Raw genomic sequence first — 17,822 nt, 5'->3', positions numbered from 1 at the left:
GACACAATAAAACGAATGAACAATACATTAGTTGGCAGGGAGGATCCGCATGAAACAGGGGAGTGGTGTAGAGATGAAAGATTCAGTCGTTCTGCAAATGAATGAGGTAAGTAAGATTATCAAAGGAAGACCGATTGTGGATAAGCTGACATTTGATATCCGTAAGGGTGAAATTGTTGGGTTGTTAGGTCCAAACGGTGCAGGTAAGACCACAACGATTCGAATGATGACGGGTTTAATACGGATGAGTGAAGGCGATGTGATTATCCAAGGTCACAGTGTAAGGAATGATTTTAAGCAGGCGATTGGCCATATCGGTGCGATAATTGAGAATCCAGAGTTTTATCCGTATATGACTGGACTTGATAATCTGAAGCAGTACCAAAGAATGACGGATAATATTGAGGCTGGCAGAATAGATGAGGTTGTAGAACTGGTAGGACTTCAAGAAGCGATGAGTAAAAAAGTAAAGGCTTATTCGCTGGGCATGCGCCAACGTCTAGGGATTGCTCAGGCGCTACTCAATCGGCCCAAGTTATTGATTTTAGATGAGCCTACGAACGGACTTGATCCGGCTGGAATACGGGAAATGCGTGATTATATGCGTACCATCGCCGAAGTGGAAGGCATCTCTATTCTAATTTCCAGCCACTTGCTCACTGAAATTGAACAAATATGCCATCGGGCTATCGTAATCCAGAATGGTAAGCTGGTAACCGTAACTGCGATTGGTGAAGAGCAGGAAGCAACCGCACAAGTAAAGCTAACCATCCGTGTAGGATCGGTTGAAGCGGCGATAAACCTCTTGGAGCGTTTAGATTATGCGGAATTGGCCTCCATGGACAGCGCTCGTTCTGAAGTGATAGTAAGTCTGCTTGATAGCAGAGTACCGGAGCTTGTATCTGCTTTTAGTGATGAAGGTGTGGGAATTTTCCGGATTACGGAGAATAAACAGAGTCTTGAGGAAGATTTCTTGAAATGGACAGGAGGAAACCGCATTGCGTAACTTCAATAATCTTATTGTTAATGAATGGCTCAAGATCTCAAAGAAACGCACATTTATTGTGCCATATGTGATATTAATTCTATTATCCCTGCTATTAGGTTATATTGTTCATTCTGTTTCACCTGACATGTTTGAATCAGCTTATGATTTTTCAGCAATGATGCTGCTTTCCCAAGGGATTGGCCAAGTGATTACAATTCTTGCGATCATCGGAACAGCAGGTATTGTCTCAAAAGAGTATAGTCAAGGAACCATCAAGTTCTTGCTTATCCGCGCCAGAAGCCGTACAGCAATCCTCGCATCCAAATATGTGGTTGTACTGTTGTATGCTTTGACTTTGACCGTCATCGGAGGTATAGCCGTTTTTGGAACAGGAGCTTTGTGGTTTGGACTAAGTGGTGGAGAAGCGGGTATGAGTGAGATGCTTACAAACCTATTGTATAATCTCGTTAGTACGGTTGTGTATGGAACACTTGCTTTTATGCTGGGGGTATTAACCACTTCAACTGGGGTAACCATTGGGGCTACTATGTTTGCGCTAATGATAGACAAATTGATTATTTCTCGTGATTTTTACAAATATGTTCTGTTTCCTAACTTAAATTTAGCTGCTTATGAAGGTGGAGGAGCACCTATGCCTGGAATGACACTGACCTTTTCCATCGTGATGCTTGCCGTATACACAGTTGTCTTTCTTCTCATAGGTTTCTCCGTCTTTAGACGAAGGGATGTTGCTTAATCATGACAATCGAATTCGATAACAACCTGCCGATTTATATACAGATCATGAATTACATCAAAGGTGAAATCGTCACAGGTAAGCTGAAACCAGGAGATAAAATCCTCTCGGTACGAGAACTTGCCAGTGAGCTGCAGATTAATCCGAATACGGTGCAAAGAACTTTTCAGGAACTGGAGCGTGAAGAAATCGTGGAAACCCGGCGTGGAATGGGAAGATACGTCACAAGTAATGAAGGTACTATCCTGACCATCAAAAAAGAAATGGCCAAAGATGTGCTAGATCGTTTCATTCGTGGTATGCAGGATCTTGGCTTTCAAGGCGAAGATATTTTAGCGGCGGTAGCGGAGAATATCCGTAACAAGGATAAAGAATAGGGGGATAAACAAGTTGGAAAATATAGTTGAGGTTCATGAAGTTACAAAAAAATATAGTTCCAAGCACGCCCTCCGCGAGGTATCTTTTAATCTGAGTGCGGGTAAGATCACGGGACTGCTAGGCAGTAACGGCAGCGGAAAAAGTACACTTATGAAAATCATCGCCGGGCTGTCACAGCCTACCTCTGGTCGTGTATCCGTCATTGGGGGTTCTGTAGGAACAGAGAGTAAAGCGGTGGTGTCGTTTATGCCTGATAAGCCGCTTACAGAATCCTGGATGAGTGTTTCTGATGCTCTAAAGTTCCAAACTGACTTCTATCCTGATTTTGATCTAACTAAAGCCTCGCGAATGCTGGAGTTTATGAAACTAAGAGCGCAAGATAAGGTAAAGGACCTGTCCAAAGGGATGAACGAACGTTTACAGCTTACACTTGCCCTATCACGCCGAGCTAGCCTTTATTTGCTGGATGAACCCATTGGTGGTGTAGATCCGGTAGCTAGAACAAAAATTCTTAACGCGTTAGTAGAGTTTTATGAAGAGGACAGTACCATTCTCTTATCAACCCATTTAGTATCGGATATTGAGCGGATCTTTGATGATGTGATTTTTATAAAAGAGGGAGAAATTCTGATGCATACGGCGGTAGAGGATATCCGGCTTCGCCAAGGCAAAAGCATAGACGAACTGTTCAGAGAGGTGTACGCAGAATGCTAAAGCTAGTGAAGTACGATTTTAGACGAGATAGGGATAAGTTCCTTGCTGTTTTTGTAATCATAATTCTGGCGCAGATCGGGTTGGGGTTCACCAAATTGCATGACTATGAAAGGTTTATTTTAAACGGATTAATTTATGTCATCGCGGGGCTGATCTTTCTCGTCATGGCAGCACGAACCTTTTTTAACAATGTAAATTCCTATAATCGTCGCCTAGTGCCCGTAAGAACCCTGAACACTGTCCTTTCTCCGTTAGTGCTCTATTTAGCTCTACTGCTGGGTATTATTTTAATAGCTTTGATCCATTTTGGCGTGTATCTTTCAATGTATTCCTCATCATTTCTTCCGGAGAATTTCTGGAAAGTGGGATTATTAGTTCTCTTGCAGGCGTATTGGTTTGCCGGTTATATTATGCTTACCTTGATGGTCTCCATTACGGTTGCGCGAAGTATGAAATTTAAGGGGCGAGTATGGATTGGGCTGGCCACAGCGTATTTGTTACAGAATGGAATATTCTATTTGGAATATTTGATTTTCAAAAGTAACTTCACTGCTTGGGAAAGTGTATTCCAGTTCGAGGTCATAGCTGAGACGGATACCCGAAGTGGGATACAGCTTACACAGGGTCACTTGAATCTAGCTCCTCTTCTATTTGAAGCGGTGATAGCAGTTCTCCTTATAGCAGTCATCATCAAGCTCGTTAAAAAAAGAGTGGACGCCTAACCACATGGCGGAATAGTTTTTAGAACGGAGGCAGAGCGATTTAGCTTTGTCTTCGTTTTTGTGCAAAAAAAAGACGTCCTTCTAAGTGAAGGGCATCTGTTATGGTAAGTTCTACAGACCTTCAACCCGAAGGGTGGCGGTCCATGTCTCAAGCTCTCTTATTAGGTGGTCTTCCTCATTTTCGTCCAAGCGGAATTTAACTCCATATTGATATTGGCCAAGTCCAAACATCCAACCCCAACGGGCGCTGCATAAGAGCTGAAGCTTCTCTTCATTTAATCGAAGATGAATAATAAGCCTGGTATCTCTTGCCGTGAATCGAAGATTCAAAGGGGTGCGTACTTTACAACCCGAACGGCTAAGATCGAGTAATACAGCCTCTGTTAACTTTCCAGCACCTGGACCGGAATTGTTAAGCGGAACTTCAATCCAGCATTCAAGCGGATGGTTCATAACATAACGGAATGGTTCTTTCCTGCTGGACACATCCATAATTTACCTCCCCATTGTTTATTTGCTATTATATCGAAAGGGAATGTTGAGAACAATCTACTAAAGTGCTATTTTTAATTAAGAATTAATTTTTTTAATACTGATGAAGGTGATGAGACTTATATGTACCAATACCTTAATGAAACGTTCCGTAATCACAATTTTGACCAAGGAAGCTTGCAGGATGGTGAGTTAAATAACTGCACATTCGAGCAATGCTCCTTCAAAGGCACTTCTATGGAAGAGATGAACTCTATTGGCTGTCGATTTATTGATTGTGATTTTACAGGAGCCATGCTTAATGCGTCTCACCATAAAGGTTCAGCTTTTACCAATTGTAAATTTACGGGAGCGAACCTGTTTGTATCTAAATTTGAAGATTGCAAGATGGTAGGATCGGATTTCTCAAACGCTTATTTGGACGGAATCTCGCTGCTTGGAGGGGACTGGTCGTACACGAACCTTAGACATACCAATCTAAGCAGACAGGATCTGCGGGGGATTCGATTTACAGAAGCGGATTTAATGGGCTGTAATTTGCAAAAAAGTGACTTGCGTGGAGCGGATTTGAGCCGTGTACAATTGTCTCAATGCAAGCTTAAGGGAGCGGATATGCGGGAAGCGATTGTTGAAGGCATTGATTTAAAGAGTCTGGATCTACAGGGAGTGCGGATGGATATGGAACAGGCGGTACTCTTGGCACGTTCATTTGGGGCAAAAGTAGGGAATTAGTAAATAGGGGCATCAGTTGCTAGTACTTTAGCGATGGGTGCTCTTTTTAATTGAATTTGAAGGATTTCATCAGGAAAGATGCCTAAAGACCTCCGCTAGCAAACCAATGCTTAGAGCGGAGGTGGTGGCAAACGCAGATTATTATAATTAACTCACTGCTGAACCTATGTATTATTGCATATGAAATATTATGCGTTAACGTAACCGTTTTCTGGGTTTTGCCCACCATTTGATCCATAAGAATCCATCATCATCACGAAAAAACTTTATACCTACCCAGCGTAAGGGTGTCCATACTTCTTTAAAATAATATGAAGGCATAGTCTGTTAGACCCTCCTATATAGTAAATTATTACTATATATTACGCTAATTCTACGGGATTCACAAGCTAGATTTACTAATAATTACATATTGTCCGGGTAAAATGAGGTGAAAATGCATTATGCAGGACCTAAGGCACCGCTTGTGCTACCGAGAAGTGCACCCCTCCATTTCACATATACGCTCCAAGCTTCACCATTATCCAATAAGCTTTTGCAGGTATACAGCCCTTCCTCGATAGAGTTGACCTTTCCAGCTAGATGTAATCTTGCTGCACCGTTCAGCAGAGTTTGATTATAGAAAGCCATGTGACCGCCGCCCTGTAGAACTGCCTCAGCTGTCATTAGCTGTTGATGTGGTGTCCAATGGACTTCAGGAACAATTGTATCCAAACCAAATCCTTCCGGATCAATAATATCAAGTGCCGCCACACCGTTCTCGACAGTGTAAACGCGGGTAGGTCGGTCGATGAAAAGATCCTCGGAGCCTTCCACCCCTTGGACAATTAACGCCTTTTGATAACCAAGCTTTATGAGTAATCTAGATAATCGGTCAAAGACTGTATTATGGTATATCCCGAAGATAATAAAAGGAGAGCAGGCGTAGTCAATCAGCTTCTCGGCGGTGTTGAATAAGGTTCTCATACCAATTTCCTCACGGATGCTGCGAAGGTCGCCTAGAGGAGGGCACCATTCTTCAGCATCGGCAAATAGTACATTACTCTTGTTAGCAGCTGCAATGGCTTTTGTACGTTCTAGCGCAGTTTTCTCAATCCCAGATTGATAGATGATATCTTGTAAAGTGATTCCCCATTTAGGAGGCAGAGAAGCAGTACCGTGTAGTGTGACTGGCAGTCCGGCCGCGGACAATAGAAATGCAGTGGGAAAAGTTGCGATGAATGAGGATTTTCTACCATCATAGGGTCCGGCGCAATCAAGACCTTCCGCAAAAAGGGGTTCGCGATGCGCATATTTACGTAAAACGTAGACGAAAGCTTCAAGTTCTTCTACGCTTTCTAGCTTAATCCGCTCAGCAGCCAGAAAGGCTCCAATCTGAGCAGGAGATGCTGTTCGTCCGAGTATAGATTCTGCGGCATATGTAGACTCTTCATAATTTAAATCTCGGGCGCCTCTTTTGCCTCGGGCGACTTCTTTTAAAATGTTGATCATAGGTATATTCCCCCCTTAGGTTTGATCTTGCAGTAATTGATAGACTCTAACGATTGAAGTAGCTACATCAACCATACGTTTACGTTCATTCATTGCTTGTTTACGGAGAAGATCATAAGCTTCAGATTCGGAAATATTCTTGACCTTGGACAGGATACCTTTAGCCATATCAATCCATTTCCGTTCTTCGATTCGAGCATGCAGCTGTTCTCGCTCTTTACGCCATTGTTGTCTTTCGAAACATTGCTTGGCACTGAAATGAAGGATCCAATGGATCTCCTGTGAGAGCATGGAAGGCGATAATACACCATCCACCATGATATTATCTTCACATGCAGCAAGTGAAAGTGTGGCTGTTTCGTCAGTACACCACCAAAGGATTGGTGCAATCTTATGACTCATTAGTAAAGTACCCCAGCTATTGATCTCTGTGATGGGTAAATGGAGTATGGAAGCATCAGCGTCTTTGATCCGTGCCACAGCTTCTTCTTGTGTAACGGCTACTGTGACAATATATCCGGAGGAACGGAGAATGGCATCCGTTTTACTATTTGAGCGCTCGGCTGTGTCCTTCTCTGTCGTGCTATTCTGAATAATCAACAGGGAATGCATAGTTCGACGCCCTTTCTTAATCGTTATGTTATTTTATATAACACAGAAACGATGGGTTGTCGACGAATTTAAGATTTTTAAATTTTATATGTCATAATTGTTGACGTTCTCTGATTCCTGTTGTATAGTCGGTTTAACAAATTAATCATTCACGAATACAACGGTGTATTCGACTGAAGCGGCAATGGTGCCTGCTTTCACTTATCGCAATGGAAATGTAAGTTTCCGTGTGGAGTGGAGCGGGCTTTTTGGGTTTTCCAAACGGAGAGGAGAGATATAGATGATAGCTGCGCGCAAGAAACTGGTGTTAGTCGGCAATGGAATGGCGGGGGTTCGTACGATTGAACATTTGCTCAAATTAAATCCTGAGGGGTATGAGATTACCATCTTTGGTTCGGAACCTTATCCTAACTATAACCGGATCATGTTATCTTCCGTTCTTGCTGGTGGAGCGAATATGAGTGAGATCATCATCAATGATCTGGAGTGGTATCACAGCCAAGGTATTAAGTTGTATATGGGACATACGGTGACTTCAATAGACAGTGAGAGTCGAAAGGTATATTCCGATAAGGGGATCACTGCCGAATACGATGAGTTAATCCTAGCTACAGGATCGAATCCCTTTATGTTGCCTATACCGGGTGCGGATAAAGAAGGGGTCATTGCTTTTCGTGATATTAAGGATTGCCAGATCATGCAGGAGACTGCAGGATCTTATAAAAAGGCGATTGTCATCGGTGCAGGCCTGCTAGGGCTGGAAGCGGCTAGAGGTCTGTTACATCTGGGAATGGAAGTCACTGTAGTGCATATCCACGATTATATTATGGAGCGCCAGCTGGACGAAGCTGCATCAGTAATGCTCAGAAGAGAGCTGGAAGCGCAAGGAATGAGATTTCTGCTCCATAAGCAGTCCGAGGCGATTTTAGGTAAGAAGAGAGTAAGAGGTTTACTATTCACAGATGGTAGCACAGCCGATGCGGATCTTATTGTCATGGCAGTTGGGATTAAACCAAATGTTGAATTGGCAAAGAAAAGTGGTGTGCAGATCAACCGCGGAATTATCGTAAATGATTATATGGAGACGAATATCCCCGGTATCTTTGCTCTGGGGGAATGTGCCGAGCACCGAGGAATCGCTTATGGTCTGGTAGCTCCTTTATATGAACAAGGTGCCGTATTAGCAAAAAGGCTGGCTGGAGTTAAGGTTGAAGGATACATGGGTTCTGTAACTTCTACCAAGCTGAAAGTATCTGGTGTTGATGTATTCTCAGCAGGACAATTCACCGAGCCGGACGGATCCAGGGCGCTGCGATATCAGGATGAAATAGAAGGAGTCTACAAAAAGCTAGTTATACAAGATGACATGTTAATCGGGGCAGTACTATTTGGTGATACCAGCGACGGTGCTCACTTGTTCTCGATAATTAAGAATAAAGAAAATATTAGTGGAAGAGAAAAGGAACTGTTATTAGGAATCTCAGCGGATGTGTTCTCATCGACGCAAGGGAATCGGTTGGAAGTTATGCCGGAAGATGAAATCATTTGTGGATGTAATGGTGTTTCGAAGGGGACTATTGCTGAAGCGATTGAGTCTGGAGGCTGTACCAGCGTAGGGCAAATTAAGGCGTGCACCAAAGCATCCGCTTCCTGTGGGGGCTGTAAACCACTTGTAGAAGGGTTATTGCAACTCTATGCAGGTGATGCGGTCACCGTAGTTAAAGAAGGAATATGTGGCTGTACAACGCTGAACCGTGATGAAATTGTTTCTGAGATAAAAAGAATGAAGCTAATGACAGTTAAAGAAGTGATGAATGTTCTGGAGTGGAGTCAGGAGGAAGGTTGTGCGAAATGCCGCCCGTCGCTGAACTATTATCTGGGCATGTTGTGGCCTGAGGAATATATAGACGAGAAAGAGTCTCGTTATACAAACGAGCGATATCACGCCAACATTCAGAAGGACGGGACTTACTCTGTGGTTCCGCGAATCTATGGGGGGGTAACTTCACCTGCAGAATTGAAGAAGATTGCAGAGGTTGCCGAGAAATTTGCTGTTCCTATGGTGAAGTTTACTGGAGGACAAAGACTAGATTTGCTTGGCGTTAAGAAGGAAGACTTGCCTAAGATGTGGGAGGAGCTTGATATGCCTTCCGGGCATGCTTATGGCAAAACGTTACGTACAGTGAAGACCTGTGTGGGGTCTACCTTCTGCCGATTTGGCACTCAGGATGCGATCAGTATGGGGATTACACTGGAAAAACAATTCGAACGCCTGAATACGCCGGGTAAAGTGAAACTTGCAGTTTCCGGATGCCCTCGTAATTGTGCGGAAGCGACGATTAAAGATTTTGGTGTTGTGGCGATAGATGGTGGATGGGAACTGCATATTGGTGGGAATGGAGGGGTACATGTGCGGGCCACGGATCTTCTATGTGTGGTGAAGACTGAAGAAGAGGTAGTCGAATGGGCAAGTGCGTTCTTACAATATTACCGTGAGCAGGCCGGCTGGAATGAGAGAACTGCACACTGGGTCGAACGAGTAGGGGTAGACAATATAAAGAAAGCTCTTGAAAGTCAGGAGGAGCGCTTGGCGCTCAAAGAACGAATTGAGACAGTGCTGGGGCTCACTACTGATCCTTGGAAACAAATTGTGAATGAGCCAGAACTACGTAAGAATTTCGAAGCTATTGCACAAATAGAGAGTGTTTAAAGGGGGCTAATGATGACTATAACCAAAATGCTCGTTGGTAAAGTAACTGATATTGATACAAGGGGTTCACGAACTTTTAGGGTCAATGACATGGAGATCGCGTTATTTCGACTTTCAGATGGTGAGGTTCTTGCGGTAGAGAATAAATGTCCTCATAAAGGTGGCGCATTATCCGAAGGGATGGTATGTGGTACGAAGGTTCACTGTCCTCTGCACGACTGGAAGATTGACCTGCATAGTGGAGTTGCTATGGAGCCGGATAAAGGCTGTGTTGTTACATTTGATGTAGAAATTGATCCTAATAGTGGTTCGATCTATGTAACCATTTAAAGAAAAGACCGTTGAAGGGGGATTAATCATGGATTATATCAAACCACGTGAAGTGCTGAACGCTATGATTGAAAGCGGCAAGAACAAAGCAGAGTTATCTATCCTGCAGTTATTGGTGAGAGGTAGTCTGGGTGGAGCGATTCTGGCTTGTGCTACTACACTTGCATTTACAGCTGCGGCGCAGACCGGGATTCCTATGGTAGGAGCTATTATTTTTCCGGTAGGGTTCGTAATGATTATTCTACTTGGTCTAGAGCTAGTGACAGGCAGTTTTGCGCTGATCCCTCTGGCGGTTCTGGAAAAGAAGACAACAACGAAGCGGATGTTGAACAACTATTTATGGGTTATATTCGGACATCTGCTCGGTTGTGCGGTATACGCTGTTCTTTATGGCCTTACGATTACAAAAATGGGCACAGATATGAGTCATCCAATGATTCAAACCCTCATTAATACAAGTGAGGCCAAGACCATTGCCTATAAAAATATGGGTGGAGACGGAATGCTGTTAGTTATTATTAAAGCCATGCTCTGTAACTGGATGGTTACCTTAGGGGCTGTTATGGCTATGACTTCGAGCTCTACCTCCGGTAAAATCATTGCCATGTGGCTGCCAATCCTAACTTTTTTTGGACAGGGGTTTGAGCACACCGTCGTAAATATGTTCGTGATCCCTGCAGGGATGATGCTGGGAGCGAGTGTTAGCTTTGGTGACTGGTGGTTATGGAACGGCATTCCTGTTCTCCTTGGAAATTTTATTGGAGGTGTTATGTTTACTGGAATTCTATTCTATCTCTCTCAAAAAAGTTTCAAGGGCAGTCGCTTAACTCCTGCGTCTGATGTATCGACGGGTCGCGGAGATTCTGTTGTGCTGGAACAGGTTGTGTTGGAGAAAACGATATGAAGCCGGGATGCGTAGCTATAGTTGGAGCGGGACCGGGAGATCCAGAACTTATAACGATAAAAGCGATGCGGCGAATCCAAGAAGCAGACGTTATTTTATATGATCGCTTGGTAAATGAAGAATTGCTTAACTATGCCAAAGCCGGAGTAGTAGTAATCTATTGTGGTAAATCTCCAGGCCAGCATTCAATGTCACAGGAGAAAATTAACGGGCTGCTCATTCAATATGCTAGCGAAGGCCGTAGAGTCGTCCGACTCAAGGGTGGAGACCCCTTCGTATTCGGCAGAGGCGGGGAAGAAGCACTGGCTGTCGTGCAAGCTGGTATTCCTTATGAAGTCATTCCGGGTATAACTTCCGCAATCGGTGTAGCCGCTTCCGCTGGAATTCCCCTGACACATCGTGGTATTGCAGCGTCTTTTGCCGTCGTCACGGGTAGTCGCTGCCCTGAGCATGTTGCCCCTATACAATGGAACCGGTTAGCACATAGTGTAGATACTCTTGTTATTTATATGGGAGTTAGTCAATTAAGCCATATTCGTGAACAACTCTTAATACACGGAAAAGATGCCCAAACACCGATTGCGTTGATTGAGAATGGTACATTTGCTTGCCAACGAACAGTGACAGGCACGCTGGAGAATATCGATAAGCTGGCAGTGGCCACAAAGATTAAAAATCCTGCTCTTATTATAGTAGGGGAAGTTGTGAAGGTGAGAGAGCAGCTGATACATTTACAGGGATTAGTGAGATCGGAAATTAGCTAAACACGGGAAAAGTGTTCGATCACAGTGGATAGCAGATGTCGATGTCATGAAAAGATAAAGGAGCAGCGGTTCTCCAATAATAGGAGAACCGCTGCTCCTTTTTTAGAGCGTTGTTTGGCTGTTTTTACACCGCCGAGTCATATTCAGTCTGCTTAAGCTTAAGGACCCGGATGACGTTATTAGCATGTATTTAACCATTTGAGCATGGTTTCGGACCCCAGTGACACTATTCCATATGAAGAGCTTGATATTGAGTGATTTTGGTGCCAATTGCGGCTATGGAGTCCGTTAACATTCCAAATGTGAGCTAATGCTGCGTATAAGGTCAGCTGAGTCCTATAGCGGAAACGAATCTAGTAAAAACACAATGTTAGTAGGGGATAAGCACAGTCATTTTATGATGCCTCGCATTTAATAAATGGAGAGGATGTGATGAGATGACAGAAGGCGAGTTTATAGCGAAGATTGCAAATTTTGCTGTAAAGGACATGCAGCTCACTAAGGTTCCCGCTTCGTTAACCATTGCTCAAGCGGCTCTGGAGTCAGGCTGGGGCAGCAGTGGATTGACTGTGAAAGCGAATAATTTGTTTGGGATCAAAGGAAGTGGACCTGCTGGCAGCATTACTGTACAAACTACTGAATATATTAACGGTAAAGCTGTTAAAGTTAATGCCCCTTTTCGAGCCTACAACAACTGGGGAGAATCTATCGCGGATCACTCCGAATTGATTGTGAATGGAGTCTCATGGAATCGCAACCTTTACAGCAAGGTTCTCGGTGCGAGTGGCAAGGCGGCCGCACAAGAGATTGCCGCAGCTGGCTACGCTACTGATCCGAACTATGCAGCTAAGCTGATTCAAATTATGAATACCTATAATCTGTATCAATATGACGACAAATCCATGGGAGGAGATGATGAGATGTCCGCAGAGGATAAGCAAAAGCTTGTTAGTCTAGAATCGGAAGTAAAGGAACTGCGTGCCCTTATTGCAGTTCTTACAGCTAGCAGGGATACGCTGAAAACAGGTGTGCAAGAACAGGGGCAGTCGATCACTAAGCTTACAGATCGGGTGGCATTAATTGAAAATCGAGCAGTCATGAATGTCCCTGCATGGGCTGAGGCGGCTGTGAAAACAGCGACTGCGGCAGGACTTCTCGATACTCCATCGGGTGGCAGTTACGATTTCTATCGCATATTAACGGTGCTGAACCGTGCAGGTTTACTTGTAACAGAAAGTAAAAAATGAAATAAGGAGGATTAAAAAACATGTATAACGATGCTCTCAACAGTGTGCTTGCCTTTGCTTCAGTCCTAGCTGTTTTTGTAATGGCACTAGTACAACTTGTGAAGAATAGCATTGAACTTCCGCGGAACATTGTGCCAGTTGTGGGGTTGGGTATTGGCTTGCTGGTTGGAGCAGTTGCCTATCCGTTCACTGATATGAATCTGATTCTGCGACTCTGGGCGGGGGGGCTTGCGGGACTATCAGCGACCGGGTTGTTTGAACTGGCGTTTAATAAAAGGGATGGGACGAAAAAAGATGATAAATAGATTTTGCCTATGAGTTTTATAAAACAATCGTTTTACACTGGTAATGTGGCTATGCATTCTATCGAGAACACTAATATATTATGGTATGCCAATATATAAAGGGGGTGCAACGATGGGAACTTACCTTGATGCAAGAACATCTCAAAATGCCAGCCTCGCCAACTCTATATCTATTCCTATTACGGTACTTAACACGCCGCAGCTCTTTGGACAGATTGGGTTGTTAACGGCTGGAGTGACTACCAATCCACGCGTTCTTCTTAAAGGAACGATATCTGTAACGCTTCCGTTAGCTTTAGTAGGTATCACAATTACGATTGTAAGAGGAACCTTGGCTACTGATCCAAAAGTGTATTCTGCTACTTCTACTTTTTCTCTTAGTCTTCTGGCTCCGCAAGTAATAACCTTTTCAGCAGCGGATTTCTTACCAGCCATTACACCTCAGCTCACTTATACAGCATTTGTATCTTCTAATCTTCTCGGTACAGTACGTGTGGGTCCGGAAAGCTTTGATGGTATTTTAGTTTCTGATTAGATGTTGAGCTCATAACCTCGCTGGTAGCCCAGTGGAGGTCTTTTTTTTTAACCGTACGCCCAATCTTCTAGGGGGATAAATACATATTATATATTGTATTCTAAATACGGAGGAGGTCTTCTCATGGGTGCTGAATATGGTCAGGTTGGTGGCGCTTTTACTTCTACAGGCGCAATCTTAGTATTGTTCATCTTATTAGTAATTATTACAAGTGCATGTATGTTCTAAATTTCTAAAATAGCAGGGCTCCATGTTGGCATTTTGCCGACTTGGGGCTTTTTTTTGTAAATGTTGTGTCCATTAAAGCTATATAAATTAATGAATTAAAAGAATACTAATCACGTAGTGAATAACATGAGTTTACAATACTGTGATTTTGAATATTCAAATATACATGGTATCTTAGTCTGATAACATAGATTAATACTGTTAAATTTTATTTAGGAGAGAGCTAGTTTGAAGAAAAAAATGATGATCGGAATTTCTTCTGTTATTGTACTTTTAATCATTGTTGTGACTGTGGGAAGTTTTTATTTCTATCATGTTGCTATTGCACGTGCTTCAAAGGATTTCTTAAATGAAAGCCCTGACCTGCAGTCCAGTCCAGAGGTAGAACAATCTAAAGATACCTCGAAGGCAGACCAAGAGTGGTGGGATACCCAGAGCTTTGATAGATGGGAGATAGATTCTGATGACGGAATACAGCTTAAAGCGTACTATTTAGCTGCCCCTGAACATTCCGATAAGACAGTGATTGTTGCTCATGGGTATGCTGGAAATGCAACTCAAATGAGTGGATATGCCAGAATGTATTATGAGAGACTTGGATATAATATTTTGCTGCCGGATGCCAGAGGACATGGTGAAAGTGGCGGTGACTATATCGGATTTGGATGGCCTGAACGTAAGGATTACCTGAAGTGGATTCAGAGTGCCCTAAAAGCAAATGGTGAGGATACACAGATCATCCTGCACGGTGTTTCCATGGGGGGAGCTACCGTTATGATGACAAGCGGAGAGGATTTACCAGCTAATGTTAAAGCAATTGTGGAAGATTGCGGTTATACCTCAGTGAAGGACGAGCTTACCTTTCAATTAAAAAGAATGTACCATCTCCCCGCCTTTCCAATTGTAGATACGACCAGTATGCTAACAAAGATTCGGGCGGGTTATTCCTTTGGTGAAGCCTCGGCTTTAGAACAGGTGAAGAAATCTAAAACGCCAACCCTGTTTATTCATGGCGATAATGATACTTTTGTTCCTACGGAAATGGTTCATACGGTATATGAGAATAGTCCGGTCGAGAAGGAGCTTTACATCGTTCCTAATGCGGGCCACGGAGAAGCTTTCCGCATGGACCCGGTTAAGTATGAGGGCGTAGTTACTGAGTTTATCGGAAGATTTGTGAAATAGTTGCTGCTGAAAAGGCTGCCGAAAGGGTAGTCTTTTTGTGTTTATAAAACCGTTAAACATAAATTCGGGGCCCTATCTCTAGGGCCCCTTTCATGGGAGAGGAGAAACCGGACGAAGAGCTTATGGGGAAACGTAAGCCTGCTCCGCGGTTGTCTACGACATTTGTGGTGTCGATAATTACATGATGTCCCTGGAAGTCCAATCTTATACATTAAGATGACTTATTTCTCTGAATAAGCTGTTTCGCCTTCTTATTTCATATCTAGACAAATTTTTTATTTCATCGCGCAAATGTGTTACGATAGGCGTGGACTTATGCCCTTTTGGGCATAACAAACAGAGATATAGAGCGGGTGAATAACAGTGAGAGTGGTATCGGGAAGTGCAAAAGGAAGGCCGCTGAAGAGTGTTCCGGGAAGTGGGACAAGGCCTACGACCGATAAGGTGAAGGAAGCTGTATTTAGCATGGTAGGCCCATATTTCGAAGGTGGAGCGGTGCTGGATTTGTTCGCCGGTACTGGTGGTTTGGGGATCGAAGCCTTAAGCAGAGGGATGGAAAGCGGTGTATTTGTTGATATGGATCCTAAAAGTATCGACACGATCCGCGCCAATCTGAAGGCTACCAAGCTGGAAGAACAAGCGCAGGTCTACCGTAATGAAGCTGGAAGGGCGCTAGGTGCGCTGGAGAAGCGGGGAAAAGTTTTTGATTTGGTCTTTTTGGACCCTCCCTATCGCTTGAAGCACGGGGATGAACTTATGCTTATGATGGTCGAAAAAGGAATGCTGCAAGAGGACGCGATTATTGTTCTGGAGCATGAATCAAGTTATGCCTATCCTGAAGATATTCCAGGATTTTATAGGCTGCGTCAGGCCGTATACGGAGAAACGACAATTTCTATTTACCAGTATGAAGCTAATCCTACAGAGGAAAGTGAAGCTGGTGAGGAGGTAGAGAATGAGTCAGCAAATTAGAAAAGAACGTGTTGCCATTTATCCAGGTACCTTTGATCCCGTGACTATGGGACATATGGATATTATTCGGCGCGCATCCAAGCAATTCGACCGTTTGATTGTAACGGTGCTTAATAATTTGAGTAAAAACCCGCTGTTTACTGTAGATGAACGGACAGAGCTATTAAGACAGGCAACCGCTGATATTCCCAATGTGGAAATTGACAGCTTCCGTGATCTGTTAGTGAATTATGTTCGTCAAAAAGATGCTCAGGTCATAGTTCGGGGTATCCGTACCGTTACTGACTTTGAATATGAGCTGCAAAACGCATCGATCAACCATAGCCTGGATCCCGATGCGGAAACGATTTTTATGATGACTAATCCGAAATATTCCTACTTAAGTTCCAGTGTTGTTAAAGAGATCGCCCATTTCGGCGGGAATGTGACTGATTTTGTGACGCCTGAGGTTGAACAAGCGATGAAGCGTAAATTTAACCGAGTCGATGGCGAATAGTACTTACCAGATAAGTTCCAGCAGATAATCCCAACAGTATGATGAGCAGAAGTGCTTGCAGACTTAGCAGCTGTGGAAAAGAGCTCCATATGTCCGTAACATTCATGGTGCCGGTTGGAGTCGGGCGTGAGTCTGCAAGTGCTGGTAAAGCAGCTTTACGGATAGCCAGCAATGGTTTCCAGAGCAATAAAGTTAACAGAAAAGCATAAAGTCCATGCATCAGACGAACCGTAGCGTAGGGTAGAAATCTGACTCTGGCTTGTTTGAGCATGGTCAGCACCTGTAGTTGTGCACATAGTCCGCTCCAGCCCAGTGCAGCAGACAGCAAAGCTATCCCGAGCATACTAGAGGGACCTGTTCCAATGCTTTCCAGCCCTTTGCTGATTGCGTCGGCGCCTAAATGAATTTCCAGTAGGCTTGCTGGCAGAGCAGCTGGCAATGCGGGAAGTACAGTAGTGATGATATTGATGACTACAGCGAACATAATCATGTAACCGCCCACGACCATCAGACTTTGCACGGCATTAGCTACGGACTCACCGAGAAGCTTGCCGAAGCTGCGACCGTCTTTTGCTCTGGCATCTGTTGCTGCAAGCTGAACACGACTATATAAAGAAGGACGTTTGGTGTCCGCAGAAATCTTATCAACTGGTTTCGTGTTCGCTGACCGTCCCTTTAACAGAGCATCGGTATAGCTGGCTAGAAGTCCAGAGATCCAATGGATGGCCAGCAGGAAATAACCTGCTGAATTACTGTGTAGAAAAGCTATGCCAATTACTATAAGCATGGTTACTGGGCTGGCGAAGTGTGTAAGTGCTGCAAGTCGAGCGGCTTCCTTGTCAGAGATGCTGTTCTGCTTGTGTAGCTGCATGACCCCTCCAGCTCCACCGGGGAATCCGGCTGTGATTCCGAGTGCCAAGGTCCAGCCGCTGGCACCGGGCAGACGAAAGACCTTTTTCATCAATGGCTCCAGAAGCACTCCAAAACCATGCACGAAACCCGAAGCGGTAAGCATCTCTGACAGCATCAGGAAGGGGAGCAGGGCAGGGAATACGAGTGTCCACCAAAGCTTCAATCCTTGGAGTGAAGCCTCAAAGGAGCTCTCTGGTGAGATAATAATTGCAATGGCTATCAGGATTGCCATAATCCCGGGTATAAATGGTGTGGAGCGTGTAGCTAGTCGGCGTATTTGAATATTTTTCATTTCTCAGATCACCTCTTCATAACTTAAGGCATGGACGATGTGTTATCAATTTATGC

At 44.0% G+C, this 17,822-nt stretch carries 21 protein-coding genes; 17 read left to right on the top strand and 4 right to left on the bottom strand.

All coding sequences use genetic code 11. The features are described from left to right. Positions 1 to 49: 49 nt before the first annotated feature. The 5 genes from NST45_RS14015 to NST45_RS13995 are packed head-to-tail and all read left to right on the top strand — an operon-like array spanning position 50 to position 3,559. Complete coding sequence (locus NST45_RS14015) at positions 50 to 1,006, top strand: ABC transporter ATP-binding protein (RefSeq protein ID WP_256717295.1); 957 nt, start codon at positions 50 to 52, stop codon at positions 1,004 to 1,006. Beyond that, positions 999 to 1,745 (top strand): ABC transporter permease, encoded by a 747-nt coding sequence (locus NST45_RS14010; RefSeq protein WP_094901802.1) that lies wholly within the window; start codon positions 999 to 1,001, stop codon positions 1,743 to 1,745. The genes NST45_RS14015 and NST45_RS14010 overlap by 8 nt, the downstream gene beginning before the upstream one ends. A gap of 2 nt (positions 1,746 to 1,747) precedes the next feature. Next, the gene (locus tag NST45_RS14005) at positions 1,748 to 2,122 is read left to right on the top strand and encodes a GntR family transcriptional regulator (protein ID WP_076101764.1); all 375 of its coding nucleotides are present in this window, start codon (positions 1,748 to 1,750) and stop codon (positions 2,120 to 2,122) included. Positions 2,123 to 2,135: 13 nt separating this feature from the next. After that, a complete protein-coding gene (locus tag NST45_RS14000; RefSeq protein ID WP_339825959.1) occupies positions 2,136 to 2,837 on the top strand; it encodes an ABC transporter ATP-binding protein in 702 nt (233 codons plus the stop codon). Further along, positions 2,831 to 3,559: a hypothetical protein gene (locus tag NST45_RS13995; protein WP_339825956.1), complete on the top strand. Its 729-nt coding sequence runs from the start codon at positions 2,831 to 2,833 to the stop codon at positions 3,557 to 3,559. Before NST45_RS14000 ends, NST45_RS13995 begins: the two co-directional genes overlap by 7 nt. 111 nt (positions 3,560 to 3,670) lie before the next feature. Here NST45_RS13995 and NST45_RS13990 read toward each other — a convergent pair whose 3' ends face one another. Continuing rightward, positions 3,671 to 4,051, bottom strand: coding sequence for a PilZ domain-containing protein (locus NST45_RS13990; RefSeq protein ID WP_038570581.1), 381 nt, complete (start codon positions 4,049 to 4,051; stop codon positions 3,671 to 3,673). A 123-nt stretch (positions 4,052 to 4,174) separates the two neighbouring features. Here NST45_RS13990 and NST45_RS13985 point away from each other — a divergent pair, with 123 nt between their 5' ends. Next, complete coding sequence (locus tag NST45_RS13985) at positions 4,175 to 4,783, top strand: pentapeptide repeat-containing protein (protein ID WP_036686451.1); 609 nt, start codon at positions 4,175 to 4,177, stop codon at positions 4,781 to 4,783. A 441-nt stretch (positions 4,784 to 5,224) separates the two neighbouring features. Here NST45_RS13985 and NST45_RS13980 read toward each other — a convergent pair whose 3' ends face one another. Further along, a complete protein-coding gene (locus NST45_RS13980; protein WP_038570583.1) occupies positions 5,225 to 6,280 on the bottom strand; it encodes an anthranilate phosphoribosyltransferase in 1,056 nt (351 codons plus the stop codon). Between the two features lie 9 nt (positions 6,281 to 6,289). Further along, entirely contained in the window at positions 6,290 to 6,886 is a 597-nt protein-coding gene (locus NST45_RS13975) for an ANTAR domain-containing protein (RefSeq protein WP_036686455.1), read from the bottom strand. A 283-nt stretch (positions 6,887 to 7,169) separates the two neighbouring features. On the opposite strand from NST45_RS13975, the gene nirB reads away from it, so the two are divergent. From nirB to coaD, 11 genes are all read left to right on the top strand, one after another. Next, positions 7,170 to 9,596: a nitrite reductase large subunit NirB gene (nirB, locus tag NST45_RS13970; protein WP_143763126.1), complete on the top strand. Its 2,427-nt coding sequence runs from the start codon at positions 7,170 to 7,172 to the stop codon at positions 9,594 to 9,596. 9 nt (positions 9,597 to 9,605) lie between these two features. After that, positions 9,606 to 9,926, top strand: coding sequence for a nitrite reductase small subunit NirD (nirD, locus tag NST45_RS13965; RefSeq protein WP_036686460.1), 321 nt, complete (start codon positions 9,606 to 9,608; stop codon positions 9,924 to 9,926). 28 nt (positions 9,927 to 9,954) lie between these two features. Then, complete coding sequence (locus NST45_RS13960; protein WP_038570586.1) at positions 9,955 to 10,830, top strand: formate/nitrite transporter family protein; 876 nt, start codon at positions 9,955 to 9,957, stop codon at positions 10,828 to 10,830. Beyond that, positions 10,827 to 11,594 (top strand): uroporphyrinogen-III C-methyltransferase, encoded by a 768-nt coding sequence (gene cobA / locus NST45_RS13955; protein WP_038570588.1) that lies wholly within the window; start codon positions 10,827 to 10,829, stop codon positions 11,592 to 11,594. Before NST45_RS13960 ends, cobA begins: the two co-directional genes overlap by 4 nt. 437 nt (positions 11,595 to 12,031) lie before the next feature. Beyond that, a complete protein-coding gene (locus NST45_RS13950; RefSeq protein ID WP_038570590.1) occupies positions 12,032 to 12,841 on the top strand; it encodes a glycoside hydrolase family 73 protein in 810 nt (269 codons plus the stop codon). A 20-nt stretch (positions 12,842 to 12,861) separates the two neighbouring features. Next, the gene (locus NST45_RS13945; protein ID WP_036686468.1) at positions 12,862 to 13,146 is read left to right on the top strand and encodes a holin; all 285 of its coding nucleotides are present in this window, start codon (positions 12,862 to 12,864) and stop codon (positions 13,144 to 13,146) included. Positions 13,147 to 13,258: 112 nt separating this feature from the next. After that, positions 13,259 to 13,681, top strand: coding sequence for a hypothetical protein (locus NST45_RS13940; RefSeq protein ID WP_036686469.1), 423 nt, complete (start codon positions 13,259 to 13,261; stop codon positions 13,679 to 13,681). 123 nt (positions 13,682 to 13,804) lie between these two features. After that, positions 13,805 to 13,909 (top strand): sporulation protein YjcZ, encoded by a 105-nt coding sequence (locus NST45_RS13935; RefSeq protein WP_080742482.1) that lies wholly within the window; start codon positions 13,805 to 13,807, stop codon positions 13,907 to 13,909. 228 nt (positions 13,910 to 14,137) lie between these two features. Next, positions 14,138 to 15,094 (top strand): alpha/beta hydrolase, encoded by a 957-nt coding sequence (locus NST45_RS13930; RefSeq protein ID WP_339825951.1) that lies wholly within the window; start codon positions 14,138 to 14,140, stop codon positions 15,092 to 15,094. Between the two features lie 363 nt (positions 15,095 to 15,457). Further along, positions 15,458 to 16,066 (top strand): 16S rRNA (guanine(966)-N(2))-methyltransferase RsmD, encoded by a 609-nt coding sequence (rsmD, locus tag NST45_RS13925; protein ID WP_036686473.1) that lies wholly within the window; start codon positions 15,458 to 15,460, stop codon positions 16,064 to 16,066. Continuing rightward, the gene (gene coaD, locus NST45_RS13920; protein ID WP_036686476.1) at positions 16,050 to 16,562 is read left to right on the top strand and encodes a pantetheine-phosphate adenylyltransferase; all 513 of its coding nucleotides are present in this window, start codon (positions 16,050 to 16,052) and stop codon (positions 16,560 to 16,562) included. The genes rsmD and coaD overlap by 17 nt, the downstream gene beginning before the upstream one ends. Here coaD and NST45_RS13915 read toward each other — a convergent pair. Further along, the gene (locus tag NST45_RS13915) at positions 16,540 to 17,766 is read right to left on the bottom strand and encodes a nucleoside recognition domain-containing protein (RefSeq protein WP_051491461.1); all 1,227 of its coding nucleotides are present in this window, start codon (positions 17,764 to 17,766) and stop codon (positions 16,540 to 16,542) included. The two genes, coaD and NST45_RS13915, sit on opposite strands and share 23 nt — an antisense overlap. Positions 17,767 to 17,822: the final 56 nt, after the last annotated feature.

The organism is Paenibacillus sp. FSL R7-0163, from assembly GCF_037969975.1.
GTDB classification, from domain to species: Bacteria; Bacillota; Bacilli; order Paenibacillales; family Paenibacillaceae; genus Paenibacillus_AQ; species Paenibacillus_AQ odorifer.
This window is presented reverse-complemented; position numbering and strand designations above follow the sequence as displayed.